We start from the raw sequence: 25,651 nt of genomic DNA, 5'->3' as shown, positions 1-25,651 counted from the left end.
GACCGGCCGAACGCCCGAGGGCTTCGCGTCGACCGCCGTCACCGAGCACCACCGATCTGCGCACCCCCGAGACGGCCGGCTGACCCGCCCCGCTGTGGGTCAGCCGTACGCTTCACCGGACGGGGCGATCGCGGGAAGGACAAGCGGACCGGAGCGTATTCCGTCGGCCCGGAGGCGATGTCTTCTCTGTCGGGGGCGCAGCTCACGGCGGAGACGTGCAGAACAACAGGGGCGCGATTCATGCCGACACCTATGCCCCGTATTGCTGGGCAAATACGGGGGTTGCCGCACCCGCCGACTTCACCGTCCTCGAGGAGCCGTCTCGCCGAGGGCCGGCTCGGCTGATCGGATCGGCGCGGGCTCAGACGCCAACGGTGACGCCAACAGACCCGCTCGATGCCGGTCAGGACGCACCCGACCAAGATCATGACGAGCGCGAAGACCCCCGTTCGCGATCTCCCTCGACCTGAAAGCGGAAGGTCGGCGGTTCGACCCCGCCCCTGCCCACCACATCTCCGCAGGTCAACAGCTTGTCGGTTCTTCAGCAGGTCGACACACAAGACATCGAGCAGGTCGTGATCTACGCGCACCAGACTGCTATTCCTCGGCGGCAACGACGACCTTCCCGATCGTGTGGCCGGTCTCCACAATCCTGTGGGCTTCGCGCAGTCGTGTCGCGTCGAGCGGCGCGAGGGTCCGCGTGAGAGTCGTGCGGATACGGCCGTCGTCGACCAGTTCGGCGATGCGGTCCAGCAGGTCATGCTGGGCAGTGAGGTCCCAGGAGTGGCGGGGGCGGGTGAACATGAACTCCCAGTGCCAGGAGATGCTCTTGTCCTTCAGGGCGTAGAAGTCCAGGTCGCGTTCGTCGTCGATCGCGACGATCTGTCCGAAGGGACGCAACACCTCCGCGAACAGCGGGATCCGTCCCCTGCTATGCGCGCTGAACACATAGTCGACGCCGCCGGGCGCGGCATCGAGGATGCGGCGGGCGAGGTCGGGGTCGGAGTGGTCGACCACAACGTCGGCGCCGAGCTGCTCAGCCCAGGCACGGGACTCTGGGCGGGACGCGGCGGCGATGACCTTCACACCGGTGAGGACCTTGGTGAGCTGGATAAGGATGGAGCCGACCCCGCCCGCTGCTCCCAGCACCAGGAGGGTGCCGGTCGACTCGGTGGTCAGGCGGAGCTTGTCGAACAGCGCCTCCCATGCGGTGATCCCGGTCAGCGGAAGCGCCGCCGCTTCCACGTGGCTGAGGGAGGTCGGTTTGCTGCCGACGATGCGCTCGTCCACGAGCTGGCGGGAGGCGTTGGAGCCGGGCCGGTCGAGGCTTCCGGCGTAGTAGACCTCCTCACCGACACGGAACAGGTTCGTCTCGGGGCCTGCGGCGAGAACGACGCCGGAGGCGTCCCACCCGAGAATGCGGTCCTTCCGCGCCCGGTTGCCGGAAGCGCGCACCTTCACATCCACAGGGTTCACCGACACCGCGCGCACCTCGACGAGCAGGTCATGCCCGGTGGGTGCAGCCGGTGCGGGCACGAGTGCGTCGACCAGGCTGTCGGGGTTGTCGACGGGGCCTCCGGCGCGGTTGACGACGGCGGGCATCGTCTGCGGCTGATCGGCCATCGGGTGCTTTCCTCTCCACGGACCGTGCACCGTGCCAGCCCGTTGCGGAGACGCTATCCGCGAGGATGCAGTTACCCGCAAGGGAGACTACTTACCCGAGGGAAGCAGTACCTGGCCCACCCTCCCTCGCCAGTAGCCTCACCTATCCAGGCCAGGGTCGGCCGAGCTCGCCCACGTCGAACAACGCGCCGGCGGCGGCCTGCCGGCTGGCTCTCACTCAAGCCCTCAGTCAGTGTTCGGCCCGTGGGGAACGGGGAGTAAACAGTGGGTGCCGGGGCCACACCGTAGGAGCTCGCTGCCATCAACGACGACGGGGCAGCGGGCCTCGGCCGGGCTGGTTACAGGCTGTGCGCGGCATGTAAGGAAGGCAAGGGCAATGGGACAGAGCAAGCTTGATCTTCATGATTGGGGCGACAGTGAGCTCGCTACCGCTCATCTGGCAGGTGGACTTCGCGGCCCTACGGCCCTGCTGCCTCTCGTCGGTGGTACTGGCTGGATTGGCGCGGTGTTGGTGTCGGCGACGCCATGTTGACCAGTGACCCAAGATTACGAAGTCGTGCTGGCGAACCAGCCTGGTGTAGGTGAACAGCGCCATGGATCGTGACGCCAGGGCCCGGGCCCGGCTGGAGCAGCACTGGACAGCTTCTGAACGCGGGGACATCGATACTGAACACGTGATCTACGCCGAAGATGCGATCCTGGACTACCCGCAGTCCGGGGAGCGCTTCAGGGGACGGGCAAAGATCCAGGCGCAGCGCGGCGGGCACCCGGCTGAACGACACTTCACTGTCCTGCGGATCCGCGGCGGCGGCGACCTGTGGGTGAGCGAGTGCGTGATCACCTATGAAGGCGTACCCACCTACTCGGTCAGCGTCATGGAACTCACCGGCGATCTTGTCACGCACGAGACCCAGTACTTTGCCGACCCTTTCCCGGCGCCTGCCTCGCGAGCAGCGCTGGCTGAGCTGATCCCGGACCGCGACCGATGAACATGCGCGAATTATGACTACCGATATAGGGCGCTGGGGCCGTCCTGAGCCGCAGCCTTGGAGTCGAAGATGGTCGCGGACCACTGTTCCCCGTCGACCTCGCAACCAGCCAGATTGAAGGCCGGAGCGGAGCGGGTCCAGGGTCGAAGATCGCGGAGCGACGCCGGTAGGGCGCTCTTGACGCGTGGAGTGGATGCCGGAGACTGACGTGCGAGGAAAGCGGGGTCAAGTTACTTGCGAGCCGAGCCATGGACTCTGGAGGGCCTTCGCTTGTGCGCCCGGTTGAGTCCGAGGACGGCGTCCCAGCGCCGCCCGCAGGGCGGCCGGGGCGGTTGATGGCGTGGCGGTCGCAGCCCGACGCCGACCGAGGCGACGGCGGCAGTGATCCACTACGCGACGACCGAAGCCTACATGCCAACTGAGTGAGGCGGAGTACGACCTCGTTGCGGCATGAGCTGTCACTTTCCGGTGACGGCGCCGACGGCACCATGGAGACTGAGACACTGCTTTGGTGACGACGCCGTACATCCAGCAGGACGCCTGGGCGCGGGTGGTGTTCGGCATCAGCGTCGCGGCGTTCGCGATCGGTGAGATCTCGCAGGCGGTGAAACGGCGCCGGGGCGCGTCCGGGGCGGATCTGCGCAGCGAAGTCGTGTTCCGGGTGTTCTTCTTCGCGGGCATCCTGATGCTTCCGCTGGCCCAGACCCTGGTACCGGGCGCGGTGCTGGACGGCCGCGCGGTGTTCGGCCTGGGCGCCCTGGTGGGATGGCTCGGTCTTCTGCTGCGCTGGTGGTCGTTTGCCACCTTGGGCAAGTACTTCACCGTCGTGGTCAAGACCTCACCCGACCAACTCATCGTCAGCGACGGGCCGTATCGACTCCTGAGGCACCCCAGTTACACCGGCCTACTCGCCGCGCTCCTCGGCTGCGGTCTGATGATGGGCAACTGGGCGGGCACTTGCGTTTCCTACCTTCTGATCTTGACTGCGCTCATCTACCGGCTCCTGCGCGAGGAGCGCACCATGATCAACGCGTTGGGAGACGGGTACCGCGACTTCGCCAGGCACCGTGCCCGTCTTCTCCCCTTCGTCTGGTGACGAGCAGGGCGAGCCGCAACGCGACCCAGACTGGCGTCCGCAGGAACAACCTCTCATACGCAGATCCGTGCGTTGGCGGTTCGTAAGGCCGTCTGCATACTTCTAGGGCGTGTTGCGAAGTCGAGTCCGGCTGGCTGGCGGGGTTGTTGCGTGTCGTGATCGACATGAAGAGAGGCCTTCGCGCGACGGGCGACACCTCATCGACGGGATCCGGCGCGCTGAGCGAGCTGGCCCGAGCGGGAACGCCGCGAAACTGCCTCGGTCGATCCTGGTCAAGCACTGAGTCGCGGAAGACCGTCTACGCGGCGCACGGACCGGAGCGTGGTCAACGCGGTAACCACGAGCGCGACGCAGGCAAGCGCGCAGATCCCAGCGAAGGCGTTCGAGGTCGAGTCGACCGCAGTTGGCACCGGCTTGTTCGCATCGGCGTAGTCGAAAGCCTTGCCCCAGACGTACCAGAATCCCACCCACGAGACGACGAGGACGGCCATGAGCGGTGCGCCCAGCCATGCGGCCCGCCTCGGCTGCCGGACAACCAGGGCAATGATCGCCAGCGGTGCGACCACCATGGCTCCCAGTGGTCCGACAACGAAGCTGACATCACCGATGCTCATGGACGGACACCCTACAGATGGAGGAGAGGCGGTGACAGATGTTGCACGGAGACCGCACGAAGTGCCCGGCACCCCTCCTGACCTGCGACGATGTGCGCGCCTGAAAAGCGGAGGGTCGGTGGTTCGACCCCGCCCCTGCCCACCACCACTGACCTGCGGATTCGGAAGCGGACGGTCGGAGAGTCCATCTCAGCGCTCAGCTGTGGCTACGCCAATCTGCAGTCCCTCGGCCGATTGCCGTCCGCGCTGGGCCGAGCGGACCGAAGGCCGTACGGCTTGCGGATCAGTCGCGAGAGCCCGCCATAAATCGTGGAGAAGCCGAGCCACTCGCAGAGGCGGCGGCGTGCCGGGCAGTCGGCGTCTCCGTGTGGAGCGCTGGACGGGTTCAGTCGCGCATGTTCGGGGCCACCTCGCGCACCATCACGCAGTTGCCCTGGCCCTTGGGCCGGTCGTAGGTGAAGCCCTCGCGCTCGTACATCGTCCGGGTGCCGTTGTAGAGGAACGACGAGTTCTTCTTCCGGACCCCGCCGGTGTCGTGCGGGTAGCCCTCGACCAGGCCGCCGCCGGCCTGCGCGATCAGCTCGACGGCGCCGCGCAGGGCGATCGCCGCCAGGCCCTGACCGCGAAGGCCGCGCTCGACCAGGATGCAGGTGACCCGGTAGTCGGGCAGTCGCTCGGCAGTGGCGACGTACTCCTTGCGGTGATGGATGTTGGGCAGCTCCTCGGGTGATCCGTACTCCGCCCAGGCGACGGCCCGGTCGCCGTCGTAGACCAGCGCGGCGTGCGCGATCCCTTCGGCCACCAGACGTTGCTTGAGCGCCCGGTTCCCCTCGGCGCTCTGGCCCTTCTCCGCGCAGTCGGGATGGAACTTCGTGCACCAGCAGCCTGCGAACATGCCCTTGTTCCGCTCGACGAGAGCGGCGAAGTCGTCGAACGTCTCCGCCGTGAGCGCCTTGATCGTGAAGTCGGACATGCCCGGGAACGTACACCGGATCGCGGACGTTCAGCGTCCGGTATCTCACGTTGCCAGGCTCTGGCTTGAGGAGACCGCGAAACGGCGCCCAGCTCCCACGCGCAGGCCGAATTGACGCCACCGCTGACCCACCGGCGTTCAGCAGACGTACTGAAGCTGCTCGCAGCCGGACCATGAACACCCTGACGGCTGACTCCGTAGCGGTCGGCCACCTCGGTCACCGGGGTCCCCTGACCTCCAGACGGCGCGGTATCTCTGCTCGGTGACGCTCAACTCCCACAGCGTGAGCGGGAGTGTCAACCACCTTTCCTAAAGCTGGTCCAGGCTCTAACCTCGCGCGCACAGGACTGGCACCGACAAAGGGAACCCCGATGGCAAGTGGACACAGAAGAGCACACCGTTCCCGGTCGCCCCGCTCCATCCTGATCGCTGTCGTCGTCGCAGCGCTGGCGGTCGCAGGGATCGCGTGGGCAGTCCTCCCGTCTCGAGGCGGCACGAACCAGCACACCATCCAGGGGTCCGCGAACAAGAAGCCCACGTCGACGCCTACCGCGACGAAGAAGAGCGAGAAGGCATCCACCAGGGCCGGCCAGCCCGAGGGCGCCGGCTCCCGACTCCCCAGGCAAGTGGCCGAGCAACTGCGCGCGTGCAGGGCGGCGGCCGACAAGGGAACCGCGGCGGCGACCAGTGCGCGAGTGGCAGTCGGCGACTGGGCCGCCCACATCCAGGCCATGAAAGACGAGCAGAGCGGGAAGAACACCGAGGCGCAGACCAAGGCGATCTGGACCAGAACCCGCTTGGCCGGTCCAGGTCACGTCTCGACCTACGAGGCGGCCGACAAGGCGTTCCGGCCAGTTCGCGACGCGTGCACCAACGTCGACACTGCGGCCCTCCCCACGCAACAGAAGACGAGCGTCGAGGTCTGCCGCACCTACACCGAGGAAGCTGACAAGGCAGTCGGCGCCGCGCGCGCCAGCATCGCCGAGTGGAAGGCCCACCTGCAGGCCATGGCCGACCGCCGGGCCGGCCGACTCGACCCCGGGGTCGCCATGCACCGATGGATGTCGGCGTACGAGAAGGCGCCGTTCCGCATCAGCGTTTACAGGCGGGCCGACCGAGACCTCCAGCAGGCCAGGACCTGTCGCCTGGGCTGACCCTCGGCGCTTCACCCGACAACCTCGGCTCGCACCATGTTCGACGTGAGCGTCAACGGAACGACGTCACAGTGCTCCCGCCGGAATGGCCTTGCCTACTGAGGCACGATCTCAGGCACCTGGTCGATGGGCGTGCGTAGCACGTCGAGGTTGTTCGTGACGTGGTTGGCGAGCGTGTAGGGCAGCAGGAAGAGTGCGAAGCAGGCGACGGCGACGGATGCGCCGAGGCTCTCGGCAAGGGCGCCGGCGAGTAGAGTTCCGGCCCAGGTGAGGGACTGGGCGGCAAACATGGTGGTTGCTCCGACCCGGCCGAACAGCGCGTCGGGCACGAGGCTCGCGGTGTAAGCCTCCCAGACAGAAGCGGTTGGAACAGCCGCGAAGACGAAGAGGCCGGCTGCGATCGCGAGTTGCCACGGCTTCTCGGTGAGGGCGACGCATCCGAGTGCCATGACGTACGTCCAGTTGCCGAGCAGAAAGGTGCGACGAGCCGACAATGCCCGAATGAGTTGACTGGCGATCAACGAAGCGCTCACGCCACCACTGAGAATGGCGGCATTGGTGAGGCCGATGACTTGCGGCCCTGCGTGTTGCTCCTTGAGCAGAGCGATGGCAAGCAGCATGACACTGTTACCGACAAGGTTGGTCACGGCCACCCAGCCGGTGGTGTAGCGCAGGAATGGATGCCGGGCGACGATTCGAGCACCCTCACGGATATCGGACACGATCCCGGGCTTCTTCTCGGCCGTGACGTGGGAACGGTCAGGGCCGAGGGGCGTACGGATGAGCATGTTGGCGATGGCCGCGACGAGGTAGCTCGCCACGTCGGCAACGAAGGGCAGCCATCGGGCGAGGCCGAACAGGATGCCGGCCAGGGGCCCGCCGGCCAGTTGAGCGACCTGGTTCAGTCCCTGCTCTTGTGCGGCACGGGCGGCCAGCTGCGACCTGGGCACCAGCCGCCGCAGTACGGGCATCACCGCGCCGGTGACCACACCACCGACCATGCCCAAGGCGCCTGCCAGCGCGACCAGGCCGGGCACGTTGACCGAGCTCCTCGTGATCAGCCAGACGATTCCAGCCATCAGTCCCGCCTGCAGAATCGCGCCAACGACGAGGATGGCCTTGCGCGAGCATCTGTCGGCGAGCGCACCGCCAGCCAGCTGGGTCAGCAGCGCTCCAAGGCGTTCAGCGGTGCCCACCACGGCGGCCGCGAAGACCGATCCGGTGTCGAACATGATCAGCAGTGGCAGCGCGACCGCCGACACACTCGAGCCCAACGTGGAAGCGAGCGTGCCTGACCACCAGTACATGTAGTCGCGGTTGCGCCACAGCGAGACCTCTACCGGAGATCGCCAATCGGCAACGTCCGTCATCGCCCCGACTCGCCATGAACCGGGAAACCATGAATCTGCACCAGCACGGTCTCCGCGCCCTCGTCGTCCGGTCGCGCGGTGAACTCACCGAGCACTCCCCTGAGCCGTTCCCCCAACTCCGTCAGGCCCCGCGGAGTAAGTCGCAAGGGAAGTGAGGTCTCCAGGATCCAGGCACGACGCCACTCCTCCGGCCACTCCTCCCCCAGAAACTGTTCGGCACGCCGAAGATGCTGGCGAATGACCGAACCGAGGACCAGCGTCGCCTCGACATTGGTCTGCTCGTCACCCAGGTACGTCGCCGCGTCCATCCACCAGCCCGGAGAGGCCGCCTGCCACCAACGCTCGCGCAGCGTGCCGCGCTCCGGGTCCTCCACCACCAGTCCGGCCTCGGCGAGCTTGGCCAGGTGCCAACTCGTCGATCCTGACCGCACACCTATGCGTGCCGCCAACCGGGCCGAGGTCGACGGTCCGTCCGTGGACAGGGTTTGCAATATCTCGACCCGAAGCGGATGAGCCAGCGCCCGGAGGCTGCGGAGGTCCAACTCCCTCGACTGTGCCGCTGATGATGGCTTCGACATGCCTGCCAGTCTGAACTTGCCAAGACTCCTTGGCAAGTTGATTCTCGACATTCCCTGGAGTACGACGAGGGCAAGCTGGCCGCATGCCCGGTGAAAATCCAGTCGTGACGCATCCGACGGAGGGCCGGTGGGAGATACGACGCATGCTCATTGGATCGGTGGCCCGGCTGCTGCCGGCAAGACGACGGTGAATCGCCTCCTGGCGAGGCGTAACGGCCTGCGTTGGTACAGCGTGGACGCGCACACGTGGCAGTACAGGAACAACGAGCCAGGCTCCAGAAGCGCCACCCGGAGGGGGTACACCACGGGGTATCTGTGGGGCTGGCAGTGGATCCGGAGCAACCCGACGCTGCCCCGGACGCGGCGACGATCGTCGACAACCAGACGGTGAGCCAGACTGTCGCCGCGGTGGGGAAGCACTTCGCCGAGCGCATCTCGGCGGGCCCGACAGCGCGGAGTGTGCGTGAACGGCAGAGGTTGCTGCGGTACGCCAACGAGGTCCACCAACCCGCCGCCGGCACTCCTTGCCTCTGGGCACTCCGCACCGAAGACCTCGTGAGCTCGGTCCGGCCACGCCAGGACTCGGCGTGTCATATCATGAGACGCTAGTCTCGCTATGTGGCTATCGGCGGTTAGGCTGCCCGACATGGCTGACAGCAGGAACACGCGGGCCGTCTACACGCACGGTCATCACGAGTCGGTGCTGCGCTCTCACCGGTGGCGGACAGCCGAAAACTCCGCGGCCTACCTGTTGCCGCTGCTTGAACCGGGGATGTCGGTGCTCGACGTCGGCTGCGGCCCGGGAACGATAACGGCCGACCTTGCGACGAAGGTGTTCCCCGGGCGCGTCACAGCGCTCGAGGTGGCCGAAGAGGTCTCGGCCCTGGCGCGAGCGGAAGCCCGCGCTCGGGGAGTGTCCAACATCGACTTCGTGGTGGGCGATGTGCACAACCTCGACTGGCCGGCTGACCGGTTCGACGTCGTCCACGCCCATCAGGTCCTCCAGCACGTGGCAGATCCAGTGCAGGCGCTGAGAGAAATGAGGCGAGTCTGCGTACCCGGAGGCGTTGTCGCGGCGCGCGACAGCGACTATGCGGGGTTCACCTGGTTTCCCCTCCTCCCCGGACTGGAGGAGTGGCTATCTCTGTACCGGGCTGCCGCCCGAGCCAACGGCGGCGAGCCAGACGCTGGCCGGCGCCTGATGGCCTGGGCCCATGCCGCCGGATTCACCGACGTCACTGCAGGCGCCAGCACCTGGAGCTTTGCGACCCCGGACGATCGCGCATGGTGGGGTGGACTGTGGGCCGATCGGGTTCTGACCTCCGACCTCGCTCGGCAACTCGTTCGCGACGGCCTCACCGACCAGGCCGGACTTCAGGAGTTGGCAGAAGTCTGGCGGACCTGGGCCGACGACGATGACGGATGGTTCTCCGTACTGCACGGCGAGATCATCTGTAGGTCCTGACCTCGTATTCCGGAGCACCCTCAAGAACCTTCCGGGCACGCGACTTCGATCACCTGATCGCGGAGCCGAAACAATGTATGTCGAGTCTCCTCGGGAACCCACACGTGTCCCAGACAACCGAGAATTACTCATGACCTTTTCCGGGTCAGGCACAATACTCGTCCAGTAGTCCTCAGGGCACTCGAATTGTGACCAGAAGATCCCGACCGCCAGGCAGGCCCAGGAGGAGCAGAAGAAGTCATAAGTGGGCTCGGCGGTTTGCCACGAGCCCGCCCAGGCCACGCGGAACGGCGAGCGTGGGACAAACCGGCCGGCCAGATCCGCAACACGCTGCCCGCGTTCGCAGAGGTCGCTCCCGGGCAGTGGACAGACCGCATGCCGAGCCGCGCAGCTGGTGCGGTGGCAGTTGGTGGCCCGAGCTGGTCCACCAACACCCGCTGCACCGGCTCCCGCGAGATCTCCGACCTGTCGCCAGGACCGTCGTCGACGACGCTTTGGACGCGGTGGAAGAGGACTCGGCCGTGCCGTTCACAGCACCGCGCCACGTGGAGTCACTTCGAGGGCGGCCACGCCGCGGCCGTACAAGACCACGAGCCGGTCTCCGTGCCTTGTGCGAAGTGATCCCGAATCCTGTGCCAGTTGCGTGATGACGTGTTCGAGGACCTGATCAACCTCGACGATGTGGGGCTCGTCGTAGGCAAGGTCGATGTGGTCGCCACTGGTGAAACGGACACGTAGGACAACCTCTGCCATGTCGATGCAGCTTAGGTCGTCGACCGTCGCTTACGTGTCAAGCCGCGCGGATGATGTCCGGCGCGGCAAGTATGAAGTGGTCCAACCTCGAGCGGTGACTCATGACGTGACCCAAGCGGGACGTCTGTCCCTTGCGTGGGCAATTTCGTCGGGCAAATGTTACCCGTGAGCATCAGGCCGAGCGGTCATCCTGGACCGTACTGCGGCGTCGTCGTAGTGCCTGCCAAAGACCCTGATTCAGCATACATACCGCCCGGCTTCCGCCAGCCGAGGGGGTTCTCATGAACGTGGCTGAAGATTTCCGGCCAGTTTTGGACCGGGTGATCGGGTTCCTCCCGAACCTCGTGGGGTTCCTGGTCCTTCTTGTCATCGGCTACATCGTCGCCAAACTGGTTGCAGCCGCCGTACGCAAGATCCTCGACAAGGTAGGTGTCGATCGACGTCTGCACGAGTCTCACGCGCACAGGTACCTCTCGGTCCTGGCCGGCGACAGTCCGGCGCATCTGGTCGCCAGGTTGGTCTTCTGGTTGATATTCCTGATCTTCGTCTTCGTCGCGGTCGGCGTACTGCACATCGCGGCGCTCACGACGTTCATGTACAAGATCATCGCTTACCTGCCGAACATCGTCGCGGCGATTCTCATCTTCGTCATCGCGGCGATCCTCGCCGGCCTGGTCGCTGCCGCCGTCAACCGGACGATGGGAGACAGCCCGACCGGAAAGATCGCCGGTACCGTCCTTCCCGCCCTGATCATGGTCATAGCGGGCTTCATGATCCTGCAACAACTAAGAATCGCCGAGCAGATCGTGCAGATCGCGTTCGCCGCGACCATGGGAGCACTCGCACTCGGCCTCGCGCTGGCCTTCGGTCTTGGCGGGCGGCCAATCGCACAACGAATGCTGGAAGACGCCTACCGCAGGAGTCAGGAGCAGCGGGAGCAGAGGCGTCGGGAGTACGCCAGAGGCCCCGGCGAGACGGGCCAGGACACAACGCCCACCGCGACGGGAGAGAGGCCCACGACCGAGACGAAACCCACGTCACAAGAGGACCAGCCCCCGCCTGCACTGTGATCAGTGGTCGTCGCCGGCAGCGACTCCCGGCTTGCGGGTCATCAGCTCCAGGCGGCACGCGCCGGGTTCGGCGAACGAAAGCAGGTCGGTGCGTTCGGAGATTCCGTACACCTCGGGCGCGTACCTGACCGGCGGTTTCGCCGGCCAGTTACGCGGTCTCCGAATCGGTTGAAGGGCTCAGCGGGGTTGGTAGGCCTTGGGCAGCCGCATGCCGCGGTCGGCCATGATCTGTCGGACGTGGTTCGGGTAGTTGGTGATGATGCCGTCGATGCCCATGTCCATGAGGGCCTCGACAGTGGCGGGGTCGTCGCAGGTCCACGGGACGACCTTCAGGCCACGCGCGTGTGCCTCGGACACCATGTCGTCACTGACGTAGAAGCGGAACGCGGGGTCGCTGATCGTTCCGTTCTGGGGGAACCCGTACACCGGAGAGAGCGCCGTGACGCCAGGGACAGCGTCGGCGGCCTTCACGAAGTCTCCGTCGTAGTCGTCGACGTCGATCCCTCCGAGCCACGGCGAGGCGCCGGGCTGGCCCACCTGGAGGAAGTCGTAGTTCGTCAACGCCACCAGAGGATACGTCGGCGCGAGCCGGTGCATCTCCATCAGTGCGCCCCAGTCGAACGACTGGATGGTCACCTGGTCCTCGATTCCGGAGGCGTGGATCTCCTCGTACACCCGGCGAACGAACAACTCGCGTGGCGCGGTCTGCTCCGGCGCGCCCGCCTCCACCTTGGTCTCGATGTTCAGCTTCACCTGGTCGGCGTGGTAGCTCCTGACGAGGTTCAGCACGTCCTTGAGCTCGACCATCCGGAAGCCGTGGATCACCTCCTGCTCAGGGAACCCGGGCAGCTGCTGGTATCCGCAGTCCATGGTCTTGATCTGAGCGAGCGTCAGGTCCTTGATGTACTTGCCGACGTACGGATACATCGGATCGCCCGGCGTGACAGGCTCGGTGTCGCGGCACTTCTGGGCACTGATCTGCCGGTCGTGGTTGACGACGACCTTCTCGTCCTTGGTGACGTGCGTGTCCAGCTCCAAGGTGCTGACACCCAGACGCAGCGCCTTGGCGAACCCCTGCAGCGACTCCTCGGTGGTCATCCCGATACCGCCCCGGTGCGCCTGCAGGTCGAAGTGGGTCTTCTGCGGCAACACCTCCGGTCCCGTCGCGGAGGCGGCCTGCGCGGTCACCGGTACGGCGACAACCGGCAGCACGGCCAATGCTGCCAGCACATGACGTAGCGACATGAGCACCTCGCAATCATCAGGTCTTCTCGAGTCCTCAGAACCTAGATCGCCACCCGGCTGTCTGGGTAGCCAACAGGTGAGAAATGTCGAAACACACTCCGGACGTCGGGGCCCTCGCGGATCAGAGATCATCTGTGCCACACTCTCTCCGCCACATGGGAGGGGAGCCCCACGGATGCGCGTACGACGCGGTCGCCGAACCTTTGCGTCTCTGATCGGATTGCTTGTCGTTGCCGGCGGTCTCGCCGTCTTCGAGGGCGGTGCCAGTGCCGCCGCCTACAGCGGTCCGTGGTCGGTGACCCTGTCCCGTGAAGGCAGCGGCGCGAACCTCGTGTTCGACGAGACGAACGCGGTGCTGACCAACTCGAGCACCAGCAACCTGGTCAACCTCGACGTGAGCGGAGGCGGTTCGTCGTACGACTTCGAGTTCCAGGCTCCCGACAAGGCGGCCATGGCCGCGGGTTGGTATCCCGACGCGCAGCGCTATCCGTTCCAGGAGGCGGGTCGTCCAGGAATGTCGGTCGCGGGCGGCTGCAACGAGGTGACCGGCAGCTTCGAGGTACGCGACATCGCCTGGTCCTCAGGCACACTCACCAAGCTGTGGCTGCTGTACGAGCATCACTGCGAGGGTGGCGAGAAGGCCGACTTCGGTGAGATCAGGTTCGGCATGCCGACCGCCTCCACCGATGTCGAGCCGCACGCGCTGCACTGGCCGGACACCTATCCGGGTGGGCAGAGCAAGGTCGTTCCCGTGCTCGTACGGCAACGGGGCACCTCCGCCGGCTCCGTCTCCGCCGTCGCGCTCGAGGGGGCGAACCCGCAGGACTTCGCGATTCGCACCGACGAGTGCACGGGTCAGACCCTCGACGAAGGCCAGTCCTGTCTCGTCAACGTCCGGTTTGCGCCACAGGCTCCGGGCCCCCGCACGGCCGTCCTCCGGATCACGACCAATGCCAGGACGATCCGCGTGCCGCTCGACGGACTGGGAGTTGCCGGAACGACCGACTGGTCCATGCAGAGCGACAGTGGCGACTACATCGGCGGCGGCAAGACCTACCACTACACCACGGACACCGACATCGTGGCCTTCTCGGGTTCGAGAACGCTCGTCAGTGGTGGTGTCGACGCGGCCAACGGCGACTCGTGGGGCGCCACCTTCGTGCCGGCCCAGGGCGACATTCTCGTCCAGGGCAACACCTACCCCGACGCTCACCGCTATCCGTTCAACGGCACAGGAGCCGGCATGAACGTCAGCGGTGAAGGGCGTGGCTGCAACAAGCTCGTCGGCGACTTCACGGCCGACCAGGTCGGATTCACGAGCACGGGAACCCTCGACCGCCTTGATCTCACGTTCGAGCAACACTGTGAGGAAGGAACCCCGGCGCTGCACGGCCGGCTCCGCTACCGCGCCAGGGCGGACTACACCGCACCCGCCCGGGTGACGAACGCGACCGCCACCCGAACCAGTGGCACCACCGCGCATCTCACCTGGTCCAACCCGGCCGACGCCGACCGGGCCGGAACGGTCGTGCGATACCTGCCGGACACCTCCGCCCCGCCCACCGATCCCACGGCCGGACACCTCGCCTACACCGGTAACGGCACCAGCGTCGACCTGTCCGGCCTTGCGTCCGGACGTACGTACAGCGTCGGCATTTTCACCTACGACTCGACCGGCAACGTCAGCTCCGCCCGGGTGGTGACGATCCCCGGGAGCTACGCCCCCACCTTGTCGTTCACCACCTCGGCGACCAGCCTGACGTACGGCGGCGCCGTGACCATGAGCGGCCGGTTGACCGACCCCCAGGGCGGCGCGCTGCCGTCGATTCCGGTGCACGTGCAGTACCGCTCGCTCGGCTCGTCGGCCTGGAAGACCCTGGTGAGTGGTACCACCTCGTCGACCGGCCAGATCACCGCGTCGATCAAGCCGAGCGCCACCCGCGACTTCCGGCTCCTGTCGGACGCGTCCGAGCAGTATGCGAGTGCCACGAGCCCGGTCGTACGAGTGAACGTGGCACAGAAGGTCACCGCCGCGTCGGACAAGAGTTCCATTCTGCTGGGACAGACTCTGACGATCACGGGCTCGGTCGCCCCAAGCCACGCGGGGGGGACGGTCCTCCTGCAGGCGTACTACTCCGGGGCCTGGCACACCGTGAAGTCGGCGACCCTCTCCTCCTCCAGCACCTACAGCGTGAGCTACAAACCGTCTTCGAAGGGGTCGAAGCCCTTCCGGGTGTACCGCTCTGCCGACACCGACCACCTTGCCAACGTCTCACCAAGCCTCACCGTGACGGTGGGATAGCCGGGCGCCCGCCCGGGCGCCGTGCGCTCTGAGCGCTGCGGCACCGGCCACGGCAAGCGCAATGTCGGCATATCCGGCGAGGGCGCTCGTCACGGTCGGCAGCTCACGGCAGTCAGGACTGTCGTACCTTGACGGCCCTCGCGCCGCGGCGTTTCACTTGCAGCGTCAACTGCAAGCACGCCGCGGGCCTGCGGCGACAGGCGTGATGGCCACGCGTCCGCTTTCTCAGTGCCCAGACCGCGGGTGGAGACCTCCGAAGCTACGGAGGCGAGTTTCATGTTCGTTCTCGGGCTGATCCTGCTCGTGGCGGCCGCCGTGGTCGGAGTCGTCGGAGTGACGGCCAACCAGAGTGCCGGTTCGATGCTGACGAGCAACTTCACGCTCTTCGGCTGGCCGGTGCCGATGTCTGCAGGCTGGTTGTTCTTTTGGGGCATCGTCACCGGTCTGGTAGGCATGTTGGGGATCGCGCTGATGGTCAGGGCCGCGCGACGGGCACGGCACCGGCGACGCGAGTTCCGGCACACCCAACGCGAGGCGCAGGAACTGCGCGAACGAGAGGCACAACGAGCCAAGGCCGAAGGCGCTGGGTCTGCGGCGCCTTCCAACGTGCCGGAACAAAGGGAACAGGCCGAGCACCCAACCGGCCTCAGGGAGCGGCTGAGCCTCCGACGTACGCACAAATAGTGCGCACACCTGCTACCGCACCGACCGAGGTTTCGTCGATGACCTCTCACGTGATTCCATGTCCGCGTACGTCACATGGTGGCCGGAAGGTGCGAACCCTGAACCGGGGCAGACTGGCGAAGGAGATCGCCGGCAGCATCGTCCCCGGTCCGGTCGCCAGGGCAGCGTCGGCTGTGACCGACCGGATTTCTGGCCGCGGCGACAAGAACGTCAAGGGTCGAGGTTGACAATCAGCAGTTGAAGTAACACGTTCCGTCGGCAACTGCCGGCAACTGCCGGCATCGGTCGATGCTCGAAAAGTCCGGCCGGATTCGGAGGAAATCTCCAAAAATTTCCACGACAAGGGTTCTTTCCCGCTTTGCCAGCGGACTTTTGTCCCACCGTGCTTTGATTCGGTGATCATCTCGGCATCTCGGGGGGAGACGTCGTGCGTGTCCGGTCGTTGTCGCCTGCGCTCGGTGGCCCACGCCATCGTGCGGTGTCCCTGCTACTCGCGATGTGTCTCGGCGTGGCATCGCTGCTCTTCCTCTCGACGCCGCGAGCGGCCGCCGCACCGTGCGACCCGCCGGTGCTCAATCCCGTCGCCTGCGAGAACACCCAGGCGGGCTCGACCGACTGGGACGTGTCGAGTCCCGACAGCCCGGCGCTGCAGGGCTTCTCCACCGACATCAGCGTGAACCGCGGCTCGACCATCGGGTTCAAGGTCGACACCGCACTGACCTACACGATCAACATCTACCGGATGGGCTACTACGGCGGCGCGGGCGCCCGGAAGGTCACGAGCATCGCGAACGTCGCGCCGACCGACCAGCCCGACTGCAACAAGGACACCTCGACCGGACTGATCGACTGCGGCAACTGGTCGACCAGTGCGACCTGGGCCGTACCGACGACCGCGGTGTCCGGCATCTACTTCGCCGAACTGAAATCCGGCACGACCCGCGGCCACATCGTGTTCGTGGTCCGCGACGACGCGAGCCACTCCGACCTGTACTTCCAGACCTCCGACACCACCTGGCAGGCGTACAACAAGTACGGCGGCAACAGCCTCTACGTCGGCAGCCCCGCCAACCGCGCCTACAAGGTCAGCTACAACCGCCCGTTCAACACCAACAGCGGTGACACCTTCCACGACTTCGTGTGGAGCGCCGAGTACCCGATGGTCCGTTTCATCGAGGCCAACGGGTACGACGTGAGCTACGAGTCCGGCGTGGACACCGACCGGTACGGCTCGCTGATCAAGCAGCACAAGGTCTTCATGTCGGTGGGCCACGACGAGTACTGGTCGGGCCAGCAGCGCACGAACGTCGAGGCGGCCCGCGACGCCGGCGTGAACCTGGCGTTCTTCAGCGGCAACGAGATCTTCTGGAAGACGCGGTACGAGAACGACCACCGGACGCTGGTCACCTACAAGGAAACCCACGCCAACGCGACGATCGACCCGCTCGACCCCACGGTGTGGACCGGCACCTGGCGCGACCCGCGGTTCAGCCCGCCCGCTGACGGCGGCCGGCCGGAGAACAGCCTCAGCGGCACGATGTTCACGGTCAACTGTTGCGCCACCGACATGCACGTCGGCGGCGCCGACGCCAGGTTGCGGTTCTGGCGCAACACCAGGGTGGCCAACCTCGCCTCCACCGCCACCACGACGCTGGGGCACGGGATTCTCGGCTACGAGTGGGACGAGAGCCCGGACAACGGATCCCAGCCCGACGGTCTGATCCATCTCTCCACCGACACCCAGAACGTCCCCAGCTACCTGCAGGACTACGGCTCGACGTATGCGTCGGGCACCGCCACCCACCACCTCTCGCTGTACCGCGCACGCAGCGGCGCGCTGGTGTTCGGCGCCGGAACTATCCAATGGTCATGGGGTCTGGACGACACCCACTGGAGTGATGTCTCGGGCGCCACGTCCGACACCGCGGTCAGGCAGGCAACCGTCAACCTCCTCGCCGACATGAGCGCCCAACCGGCGACGTTGCAGACCGGGCTTGTCGCGGCCACCGAGTCCGCCGACACCACGCCACCCCGTACGACCATCACCTCACCGGCTGTCGGTGCGACCGAACCGGTCGGCCGGCCGCTCACCATCAGCGGCACCGCCACCGATACCGGTGGCGGCGTCGTCGCGGGAGTCGAGGTCTCCGTCGACGGCGGCGTGTCCTGGCACCCCGCTACCGGCCGCGGGTCCTGGTCGTACACGTTCACGCCGACTGTCAACACCGACCTTGCGGTGATGGCCAGGGCAACCGACGACAGTGCACGGATGGAGACGCCTGCTCCGGCGCGCACGGTGACCATCGGCGACGGGTCTCCACCTCCGGCGACCTGCCCGTGCACCATCTGGCCGAGTTCCGCGGTGCCGGCCGTGGCAGCAGAGTCCGACTCCGCCGCAGTCGAGGTCGGCGTCAGGTTCCGTACGGTCAAGGCCGGGTCCATCACCGGCATCCGGTTCTACAAGGGCGCGGGGAACACCGGCACCCACGTGGGATCACTGTGGACCTCCGCCGGGGCCAAGCTGGCGTCGGTGACCTTCAGCGGCGAGTCCGCCTCGGGCTGGCAGGAAGCCAGTTTCGAGAACCCGGTGACCGTCGCCGCCGACACCACCTACGTAGCGTCGTACTACGCGCCGAACGGTCACTACGCGATCTCGGAGAACTACTTCGGTACGGCTGTGGCCCGCGGGCCGCTGACCGCGCTGGCGGACAACGCCGACGGCCCTGACGGGGCCTACAGCTACGGCGGCGGCAGTTTCCCCAACCAGGGATACCGGTCGACCAACTACTGGGTGGACGTGGTCTTCGACGACGGTGGTGGAGGCAGCGGCGGCACTTCGGACACCACCCCGCCGGCGATCACGGCGCGCACCCCGGCGGCGGGCGCGTCGAACGTCGCCACCGGCACCACGGTGACGGCCACCTTCAGCGAGCCGATCCAGGACTCGACCGCTCGGGTCAGCGTCGCCCCGGCGAACGGGACCGCTGTGGCCGGGACCACGTCGTACAACGCCACGTCCGGGACGGTCACCTTCACGCCCAGTACCGCACTGGCCAACAGCACCTCCTACACGGTGACGGTGTCCGGCGCCAAGGACGCCGCGGGCAACCCGATGAGCCAGGACAGCTGGACCTTCACCACGGCGGCGCCGTCAAGCAGTGGTTGCCCCTGCTCGATCTGGGCCGGCACCGCGACTCCGGCGACGCCGGCCGACCCCGACTCGGGGGCGATCGAGTTGGGCGTGAAGTTCCGCACCAGCCAGGCAGGGTTCATCTCCGCAATCCGGTTCTACAAGTCGGCGACGAACACCGGCACCCACACCGGAACTCTCTGGAGCCGGACCGGCACCAGGCTCGCGACGGCCACCTTCACCGGTGAGTCCGGTAGCGGATGGCAGCAGGTCAACTTCGCCACCCCGGTGTCCGTCTCGGCGAACACCACCTACGTCGCGTCGTACTTCACGACCGCGGGCCACTACTCCGTCGACGAGAACTACTTCGCATCCGCGACGACACGAGGACCGCTGACGGCCCTGAAGAACGGCACCGACGGCTCCAACGGTGTCTATCGCTACGGCGCCAGCGGATATCCGAATGACAGCTACCGGTCCAGCAACTACTGGGTCGACGTGGTCTTCACCACAAACTGAAAAGAGCCGGGGGAACTCGATGTCCGTCACCTCCTGGGGCAACCCTGCCCGTGCTTCGCGGCGCCGGGTTGCGCTGGTGCTCGCGATCACCTTGCTGCTCGGCCTTCTGGGCAGCCTGTCCACCCAGACTGCCAGGGCGGCCGCCTGCCCGTGCACGATCTTCGGCACACAGACGCCCGGAACGCTCGCCGACACGGACACCGCCCCGGTGGAGCTGGGCGTGAAGTTCCGCGCCGACCAGGACGGGTTCGTCACCGGAATCCGGTTCTACAAGGGAACAGGGAACACCGGCACGCACACCGGTTCACTGTGGAACGCCGCGGGCACCCGACTCGCGACGGTGACGTTCACCGACGAGTCAACGTCAGGTTGGCAGCAGGCCAACTTCGCCACCCCGGTGACGGTCACCGCCGACACCACCTACGTCGCTTCCTACTACGCACCGGTGGGGCGGTATTCGGCCGACACCGGCTACTTCGCCACCGGGAGCAAGGTGAACTCCCCGCTGACCGCCCTGCAGAACGCCAGTGACGGCGGCAACGGTGTCTATCGATACGGCACCGGTGGCGGCTTTCCCACCAGCACCTACCAGGCGACGAACTACTGGGTCGACGTCGTCTTCAGTCCCAGCGGGGCCGACACCACCAAGCCGACGGTGACCGGCTTCGCACCCGGCGGCGGGTCCACCGGCGTCCCGGTCGGTACGCCGGTTTCGGCGACCTTCGGTGAGGACGTCCAGCAGTCGAGCATCACCTTCACTCTGACCGGCGCGAGCGCCGTACCGGCAACGCTGAACTACGACTCGGCAACGCGGACGGCCACCCTCACGCCCAACGCACCACTGGCCACCTCGACCACGTACACGGCCAGGCTCAGCGGTGCCCAGGACTCGTCCGGGAACGTCATGGACCCGATCACCTGGACGTTCACCACCGGCGCGACCGGGTCCCCCTGCCCGTGCACCATGTGGCCGAACACCACCACCCCGGCCACCGAGGCAACCGCGGACGACTCTGCGGTCGAGCTCGGTGTGAAGTTCCGTACCAGCCAGAACGGTTTCGTCACCGGAGTCCGCTTCTACAAGGGCTCCAGAAACACCGGGACACACGTGGGCAGCCTGTGGAGCAAGAGCGGCACGAAGCTCGCCTCGGTCACCTTCACCGACGAAACTGCAACCGGGTGGCAGCAGGCGACCTTCGCCTCACCAGTACCGGTGACTGCCGGAACGACCTACGTCGCGTCCTACTACGCACCCGTCGGCCGGTACGCCAACAACAGCAGCTACTTCGCGAACACCGCGACGTCCCGTGGCCCGTTGACCGCCCTTCGCAACGGGACCGACGGACTGAATGGTCTCTACAAGTACGGCGCCAGCGGCTTCCCGACCAACGGCTTCCAGGCGACCAACTACTGGGTCGACGTCGTGTTCGACACCAGCGCCACCGACACGACGCTCCCCTCGTTGGTGTCCATGGCACCCGTCGGCGGATCGACGGGAGTCGCGGTGTCCACGCCGGTCACGGCGACCTTCTCGGAAAACGTGAGCGCCGCGACCATGACGCTGACCGGACCGAACGGCGATGTCGTGCCGGCCACCTTCGGGTACGACGCCCAGAGCCTGACGGCGACCCTGACCCCGAACGCCCTGCTGGCGGCCTCGACGAGCTACACGGTCTCGGTCAGCGGGGCGAAGGACGCCGCCGGCAACACGATGGCGCCGGCGAGTTGGTCATTCACGACCGGTGCACCTCCACCGCCGGGCATCGCCCAGGGCCCGGGAGGGCCGATCGCGGTGGTCACGAACTCGGCGAACCCGTACTCCAAGTACATCACCGAGATCCTGCACACCGAGGGCCTCAACGAGTTCCGCATGATCGACGTGTCGTCCCTGTCGGCTTCGGCCCTGGCCCCCTACGACGTGGTGGTGCTCGGTGCGGTGGCCGTCGACGCCGGCCAGGCAGCGACCCTGTCCGCCTGGGTCGACGGAGGTGGCAACCTGATCGCGATGAAGCCGAGCGGGACGCTGTCCGCTCTGCTCGGGCTCACCGCCGCCGGCGGATCGGTGGACGACGGATACCTGAAGGTCGACACCGCGACGGCACCGGGCTCGGGCATCGTTTCCGACACGATCCAGTTCCATGGCTCGGCCGACCGTTACGCCCTGTCCGGCGCACAGTCGATCGCGACGCTGTACACCGACGCGGCCACGGCGACGACCAACCCGGCGGTCACTCTGCACAGCGTCGGCAGTAACGGCGGAGAAGCCGCCGCGTTCACCTACGACCTGCCCCGGTCGATCGTGGCCATGCGCCAGGGCAACCGGGCCTGGGCCGGGCAGGAGCGCGACCAGCTGTCGCCGCGACGATCCGACGACATGTTCTTCGGTACCAGCAGCTCTCCGGACTGGATCGACCTGAACAAGGTGGCGATTCCCCAGGCGGACGAACAGCAGCGGCTGCTTGCCAACCTGATCCAGGTGATGAACCGGGACAGGATGCCGTTGCCACGGTTCTGGTACTTCCCGCGCGGCCTCGATGCTGTGATCGTCGGTACCGGTGACGACCACGGCAACGGCGGAACCTCCGGCCGCTTCGACCAACTGCTCGCCAACAGTCCCGCGAACTGTTCCGTGGCCGACTGGACCTGCTATCGGTACAGCTCGTACGTCTATCCGAACACCCCGCGCCTGACCAACTCGGCCGCGGCGTCGTACACCAGCCAGGGTTTCGAGGTCGGCGTTCACGAGACGACCTACTGCAGCGACTTCACGCCAACGTCGCTGGCGGGCAACTACGCCAACGACCTGTCGGTCTGGCGGAGCATCTATCCGGATGTCCCGTCACCCGTCACCAACCGAACTCACTGCATCCCGTGGAGCGACTGGGCGACGCAACCGAAGACCGAGCTGGCCAACGGCATGCGGTTGGACACCAACTACTACTACTTCCCGGGTAGCTGGGTTCAGGACCGGCCGGGTTTCATGTCGGGATCGGGCATGCCCATGCGGTTCGCCGACACCGACGGAAGCACGATCGACGTCTACCAGGCGGTCACCCAGATGACCGACGAGTCGGACCAGACCTATCCGTTCACGGTCGACCAGCTGCTGACCAACGCAACAGGTCCCCTGGGGTACTACGGCGCCTTCACCGCCAACATGCACACCGACCTTCCGACCGAGCCGCAAAGCGACGCGCTGATCTCCTCGGCGCGCAGCCACGAGGTGCCGATCATCAGCGGCAAGCAGCTCCTCACCTGGCTGGACGGACGCAACGCCTCCGCGTTCGGGAAGGTCGTCTGGAACGGCAACACGCTGAGCTTCAGCATCACCGGCGGCACCGGCTCTAACGGGCTGACCGGAATGCTGCCGACCGCGGGCCCCGGAGGGTCAGTACTGAGCGGGCTGTCGATGGCCGGCAGCGGAGTCGACTACACCACCAGCACAGTCAAGGGCCTGGAGTACGCCTCGTTCCACGCGACCGACGGCTCCTACACGGCCACCTACTCGGCGCCGCCCGCCGGCGCGATGACGTTCTCCGCCCTGACGGTCGACAACGGCGCGGCGACCGCCGAGCCGAGCGCCACGGCAACCTGGACGACATCCCGGGTGGCGACCAGCGAGGTCGCGATCGGCACGTCCCCGACCTCGCTGAAAACCAAGATCAAGCTCGGTGACGCCACGCGGAATCACCGGATCGAGGCCCGGCGGCTGAAGCCCGGTACCAAGTACTACTACCGGGTCACCTCGACCGACCTGAATGGTCGGTCGGGCACCTACCCGGCGGCGGACAAGGCGCCGGCCACCTTCACCACGCCGACGAGGGACACCAGGGCTCCCAAGGTCACGGCCGCACGAGTGACGGCCCTGCCCGGCGGGACCGCGACCGTCCGATGGGCCACCGACGAACCGTCGACCGCGGTGGTCCAGGCGGGCACCGGCAAGTCGGACCTGGAACCGGTTGCCCGGGCAGACGAGCTGTCCACCGACCACGCGCTGGTGCTGACCGGGCTGGACCCGGGCAGGACGTACCTGATCAACGGCGTGTCGACCGACGCCGCAGGAAACGCGGGCCAGTCCGGCACCCTGAAGTTCGTCACACCGGCCTGGGGCGTCAGCGAGCAGAGTACGCCGACGTTCAGGCGGGGCTCGCTGAACGGAGACGTGTCCGTCGACGACCAGGATCCGCTCGGCCGGGTCACTCTGTCCGGTGACTCGCGCACGGCGAGGTCCGGCACCTTCGTCTCCGGTTTGCTGGACACCCAGGCAATGGTCGTCTGGGATCGGGCGATCTGGGACTGCACCATCCCGAAGGGCGCCACGGCGTCGCTGCAGGTGCGGACCGGCAGTACCGCCAAACCGGACACGACGTGGACGGACTGGACCAAGGTGCCGGCCAACGGACGGATCAGCGGCGCGTCGCGGTACCTGCAGTACAGGGTGCAGCTGACCGTTGGAGCCGGTGCGAACGCCCCGTCGCTGTGGGCCGTCGGCTTCTCCCACAACGGCGACGCCCCACCCAGGGACGACGAAGGGCACTGAGCCGCGAGGGCCGCAGAACGAGGGCTGGTAGGAGTTCGGGCACCACAGCCGTCGGCGGGAAACTCGCCATCGAGGCCGGGCGGTGGGCCAAGCGCGGTAGAGAACCCAGAAATCTGGGCGGGCGAACTGTCGATGAGTTTCCGCCCCGTTCGATGTCACAGTGAGAGACGGGCATCCTGCCCGTCCGGCAAACTCACCGGAGGCAGAAATGACCACCACCCTCGACACCACCCAGGTCGCCGGCTCGCGCTACGCCACTCTGACCCTGACCGGAGTGGCCGCCGCAGCGGTCGCGAGCGCCGCCACGATGACTGTCGCCGCCACCGGCAACGCGGCGGGGATCAGCCTCGACATGGGCGGTGCCCCGATCCCGATCGCCGGCTTCGGCGTTCTGACGGCCGGCTTCTCGTTGCTCGGCCTGGTCATCGCCGTGGCGCTGGCCCGCCGAGCCCGGCACCCGCGGCGTGCGTTCCTCCGTACGACCGTGGTGCTGACCGCCCTCTCACTCGTCCCGGACGCGCTCGCGGACGCCGCCCCGGCCACCAAGGCACTGTTGATGCTCACCCACCTGGTCGCGGCGACGATCGTGGTCCCCGCGATCGCGCGCCGGCTCGCCTCCTGACCTGCGGTGGACGAGCGTCCCATGAGATTCTGCCGGGCATCTGTCGGATCCGGTGCGGCGCGTTCGTAGGAGGAACGAGACGCGGCCGGAGGAGGTCGCCGGGACAAGGAGTCATGTGATGGCGCGGTACCTGATCTCGTACGAAAGCGGCGCGACGGACATCCCCGAGGAGGACCTGCCCGACGTGGCCAAGGCCGCCGAGGCAGTACGCCAGGAGGCCCGGGACGCGGGCGTGTTCGTCTTCGCCGGCGAGCTGGACCACGACGTGAAGCCCGTCGTGGTCGCGATCGACGGGATGGTCACCGACGGCCCGTACCCCGAGAGCAAGGAGCTCCTCGGCGGCGTCACCATCGTCGAGGTGCCAGGCCGGGAGGCGGGCGTGGAGTGGGGCGGGAGGATCGCGGCCGGCTGCCGCACACCGCAGAAGGTCCGTGCGTTGAAGCGAGGCCGCGACGAACCGGAGCAGTACCTGATCTCGTTCGACAACGGCGACATGGACTTCTCCACCGGGGAGGAGTGGGTGGAGGTAGGCGAGACCTCCCACGCGGCGGTCCAGGACGCCATGGACGCCGGCGTGTACGTCTTCGCCGGAGGACTGGACTACGAGCCGCCGGACGACAGTACGCCGGCCTGGGTCGGCGCGGTCACCAGCGACGGAACGGTCGCCGACGGCCCGCGCCCGAAGACCAGGAAGCCTCTCGGCGGCTTCACCGTGGTCAAGGCACCCACCCACGAAGCCGCGCTGGAGTGGGCCGCGAAGATCGCGATCGCCCGCCGCTGCCCGCAGGATGTTCGGATGTTCATGTACGACCCGGTGATCGAATGAGATCCCGGTGACGGCCACCGGACGGCGCGGCACACTGGGCCCTCCTCGACTGCGCCGATGTCATTACGGGCGAGCCGGGTCGGGTCGTCGCGCACTTC

General features: G+C 67.0%; 18 protein-coding genes. 11 read left to right on the top strand and 7 right to left on the bottom strand.

The genetic code is table 11. The features are described 5' to 3' along the window. Positions 1-597: 597 nt before the first annotated feature. Positions 598-1,623 carry a zinc-binding alcohol dehydrogenase family protein gene (locus BLU27_RS07615; protein WP_092651896.1) on the bottom strand — a complete coding sequence of 342 codons (1,026 nt, stop codon included), beginning with the start codon at positions 1,621-1,623 and terminating at the stop codon, positions 598-600. Positions 1,624-2,204: 581 nt separating this feature from the next. On the opposite strand from BLU27_RS07615, the gene BLU27_RS07610 reads away from it, so the two are divergent. Together BLU27_RS07610 and BLU27_RS07605 are read left to right on the top strand one after the other, a co-directional pair. Further along, a complete protein-coding gene (locus BLU27_RS07610) occupies positions 2,205-2,612 on the top strand; it encodes a nuclear transport factor 2 family protein (protein ID WP_241827839.1) in 408 nt (135 codons plus the stop codon). Positions 2,613-3,123: 511 nt separating this feature from the next. Beyond that, complete coding sequence (locus tag BLU27_RS07605; RefSeq protein WP_092651894.1) at positions 3,124-3,708, top strand: methyltransferase family protein; 585 nt, start codon at positions 3,124-3,126, stop codon at positions 3,706-3,708. Positions 3,709-3,980: 272 nt separating this feature from the next. On the opposite strand, the gene BLU27_RS07600 is transcribed toward BLU27_RS07605, so the two are convergent. Beyond that, positions 3,981-4,322, bottom strand: coding sequence for a hypothetical protein (locus tag BLU27_RS07600; RefSeq protein WP_092651892.1), 342 nt, complete (start codon positions 4,320-4,322; stop codon positions 3,981-3,983). Between the two features lie 385 nt (positions 4,323-4,707). Beyond that, entirely contained in the window at positions 4,708-5,295 is a 588-nt protein-coding gene (locus tag BLU27_RS07595) for a GNAT family N-acetyltransferase (RefSeq protein ID WP_092651890.1), read from the bottom strand. A 371-nt stretch (positions 5,296-5,666) separates the two neighbouring features. Here BLU27_RS07595 and BLU27_RS07590 point away from each other — a divergent pair, with 371 nt between their 5' ends. Further along, the gene (locus BLU27_RS07590) at positions 5,667-6,449 is read left to right on the top strand and encodes a hypothetical protein (RefSeq protein ID WP_157728293.1); all 783 of its coding nucleotides are present in this window, start codon (positions 5,667-5,669) and stop codon (positions 6,447-6,449) included. 95 nt (positions 6,450-6,544) lie between these two features. Here the strand turns inward: BLU27_RS07590 and BLU27_RS07585 are convergent, their stop codons facing one another. After that, on the bottom strand, positions 6,545-7,819 hold the full coding sequence (locus BLU27_RS07585) for an MFS transporter (RefSeq protein WP_092651886.1): 1,275 nt from the start codon (positions 7,817-7,819) through the stop codon (positions 6,545-6,547). Further along, the gene (locus BLU27_RS07580; protein ID WP_157728292.1) at positions 7,816-8,397 is read right to left on the bottom strand and encodes a winged helix-turn-helix domain-containing protein; all 582 of its coding nucleotides are present in this window, start codon (positions 8,395-8,397) and stop codon (positions 7,816-7,818) included. Before BLU27_RS07580 ends, BLU27_RS07585 begins: the two co-directional genes overlap by 4 nt. A gap of 646 nt (positions 8,398-9,043) precedes the next feature. Between BLU27_RS07580 and BLU27_RS07570 the strand changes: the two genes are divergently transcribed. Further along, positions 9,044-9,862: a methyltransferase domain-containing protein gene (locus tag BLU27_RS07570; protein WP_092657344.1), complete on the top strand. Its 819-nt coding sequence runs from the start codon at positions 9,044-9,046 to the stop codon at positions 9,860-9,862. A 528-nt stretch (positions 9,863-10,390) separates the two neighbouring features. On the opposite strand, the gene BLU27_RS07565 is transcribed toward BLU27_RS07570, so the two are convergent. Then, the gene (locus BLU27_RS07565; protein ID WP_092651880.1) at positions 10,391-10,615 is read right to left on the bottom strand and encodes a hypothetical protein; all 225 of its coding nucleotides are present in this window, start codon (positions 10,613-10,615) and stop codon (positions 10,391-10,393) included. A gap of 281 nt (positions 10,616-10,896) precedes the next feature. Here BLU27_RS07565 and BLU27_RS07560 point away from each other — a divergent pair, with 281 nt between their 5' ends. Beyond that, entirely contained in the window at positions 10,897-11,685 is a 789-nt protein-coding gene (locus BLU27_RS07560) for a mechanosensitive ion channel family protein (protein ID WP_092651878.1), read from the top strand. A gap of 177 nt (positions 11,686-11,862) precedes the next feature. Here BLU27_RS07560 and BLU27_RS07555 read toward each other — a convergent pair whose 3' ends face one another. Then, the gene (locus tag BLU27_RS07555; protein WP_092651876.1) at positions 11,863-12,930 is read right to left on the bottom strand and encodes a glycerophosphodiester phosphodiesterase family protein; all 1,068 of its coding nucleotides are present in this window, start codon (positions 12,928-12,930) and stop codon (positions 11,863-11,865) included. Positions 12,931-13,150: 220 nt separating this feature from the next. Here BLU27_RS07555 and BLU27_RS07550 point away from each other — a divergent pair, with 220 nt between their 5' ends. From BLU27_RS07550 to BLU27_RS30275, 6 genes are all read left to right on the top strand, one after another. Then, positions 13,151-15,232, top strand: a complete 2,082-nt coding sequence (locus BLU27_RS07550) for a fibronectin type III domain-containing protein (RefSeq protein WP_092651874.1) — start codon at positions 13,151-13,153, stop codon at positions 15,230-15,232. A 276-nt stretch (positions 15,233-15,508) separates the two neighbouring features. Further along, positions 15,509-15,916, top strand: a complete 408-nt coding sequence (locus BLU27_RS07545) for a hypothetical protein (protein ID WP_092651872.1) — start codon at positions 15,509-15,511, stop codon at positions 15,914-15,916. Between the two features lie 508 nt (positions 15,917-16,424). Further along, positions 16,425-19,565, top strand: coding sequence for a DUF4082 domain-containing protein (locus BLU27_RS07540; protein ID WP_197681728.1), 3,141 nt, complete (start codon positions 16,425-16,427; stop codon positions 19,563-19,565). Between the two features lie 19 nt (positions 19,566-19,584). Next, positions 19,585-24,105 (top strand): DUF4082 domain-containing protein, encoded by a 4,521-nt coding sequence (locus BLU27_RS07535; protein WP_092651868.1) that lies wholly within the window; start codon positions 19,585-19,587, stop codon positions 24,103-24,105. A 208-nt stretch (positions 24,106-24,313) separates the two neighbouring features. Beyond that, entirely contained in the window at positions 24,314-24,727 is a 414-nt protein-coding gene (locus BLU27_RS07530; protein WP_092651866.1) for a DUF6069 family protein, read from the top strand. 118 nt (positions 24,728-24,845) lie between these two features. After that, entirely contained in the window at positions 24,846-25,553 is a 708-nt protein-coding gene (locus tag BLU27_RS30275; protein WP_241827838.1) for a YciI family protein, read from the top strand. The last annotated feature ends 98 nt before the right edge of the window (positions 25,554-25,651 follow it).

Origin of the sequence: Actinopolymorpha singaporensis (assembly GCF_900104745.1) — a bacterium.
Classification (GTDB): Bacteria; Actinomycetota; Actinomycetes; order Propionibacteriales; family Actinopolymorphaceae; genus Actinopolymorpha; species Actinopolymorpha singaporensis.
The sequence above is the reverse complement of the archived record's forward strand: the minus strand, read 5'-3'. Positions and strand labels throughout refer to the sequence as shown.

Coding starts and splice junctions, on each gene's coding strand:
- BLU27_RS07615 (WP_092651896.1), bottom strand. CDS start 1,623: ATGGCCGATCAGCCGCAGACGATGCCCGCCGTCGTCAACCGCGCCGGA.
- BLU27_RS07600 (WP_092651892.1), bottom strand. CDS start 4,322: ATGAGCATCGGTGATGTCAGCTTCGTTGTCGGACCACTGGGAGCCATG.
- BLU27_RS07595 (WP_092651890.1), bottom strand. CDS start 5,295: ATGTCCGACTTCACGATCAAGGCGCTCACGGCGGAGACGTTCGACGAC.
- BLU27_RS07590 (WP_157728293.1), top strand. CDS start 5,667: ATGGCAAGTGGACACAGAAGAGCACACCGTTCCCGGTCGCCCCGCTCC.
- BLU27_RS07585 (WP_092651886.1), bottom strand. CDS start 7,819: ATGACGGACGTTGCCGATTGGCGATCTCCGGTAGAGGTCTCGCTGTGG.
- BLU27_RS07580 (WP_157728292.1), bottom strand. CDS start 8,397: ATGTCGAAGCCATCATCAGCGGCACAGTCGAGGGAGTTGGACCTCCGC.
- BLU27_RS07570 (WP_092657344.1), top strand. CDS start 9,044: ATGGCTGACAGCAGGAACACGCGGGCCGTCTACACGCACGGTCATCAC.
- BLU27_RS07565 (WP_092651880.1), bottom strand. CDS start 10,615: ATGGCAGAGGTTGTCCTACGTGTCCGTTTCACCAGTGGCGACCACATC.
- BLU27_RS07560 (WP_092651878.1), top strand. CDS start 10,897: ATGAACGTGGCTGAAGATTTCCGGCCAGTTTTGGACCGGGTGATCGGG.
- BLU27_RS07555 (WP_092651876.1), bottom strand. CDS start 12,930: ATGTCGCTACGTCATGTGCTGGCAGCATTGGCCGTGCTGCCGGTTGTC.
- BLU27_RS07545 (WP_092651872.1), top strand. CDS start 15,509: ATGTTCGTTCTCGGGCTGATCCTGCTCGTGGCGGCCGCCGTGGTCGGA.
- BLU27_RS07535 (WP_092651868.1), top strand. CDS start 19,585: ATGTCCGTCACCTCCTGGGGCAACCCTGCCCGTGCTTCGCGGCGCCGG.
- BLU27_RS07530 (WP_092651866.1), top strand. CDS start 24,314: ATGACCACCACCCTCGACACCACCCAGGTCGCCGGCTCGCGCTACGCC.
- BLU27_RS30275 (WP_241827838.1), top strand. CDS start 24,846: ATGGCGCGGTACCTGATCTCGTACGAAAGCGGCGCGACGGACATCCCC.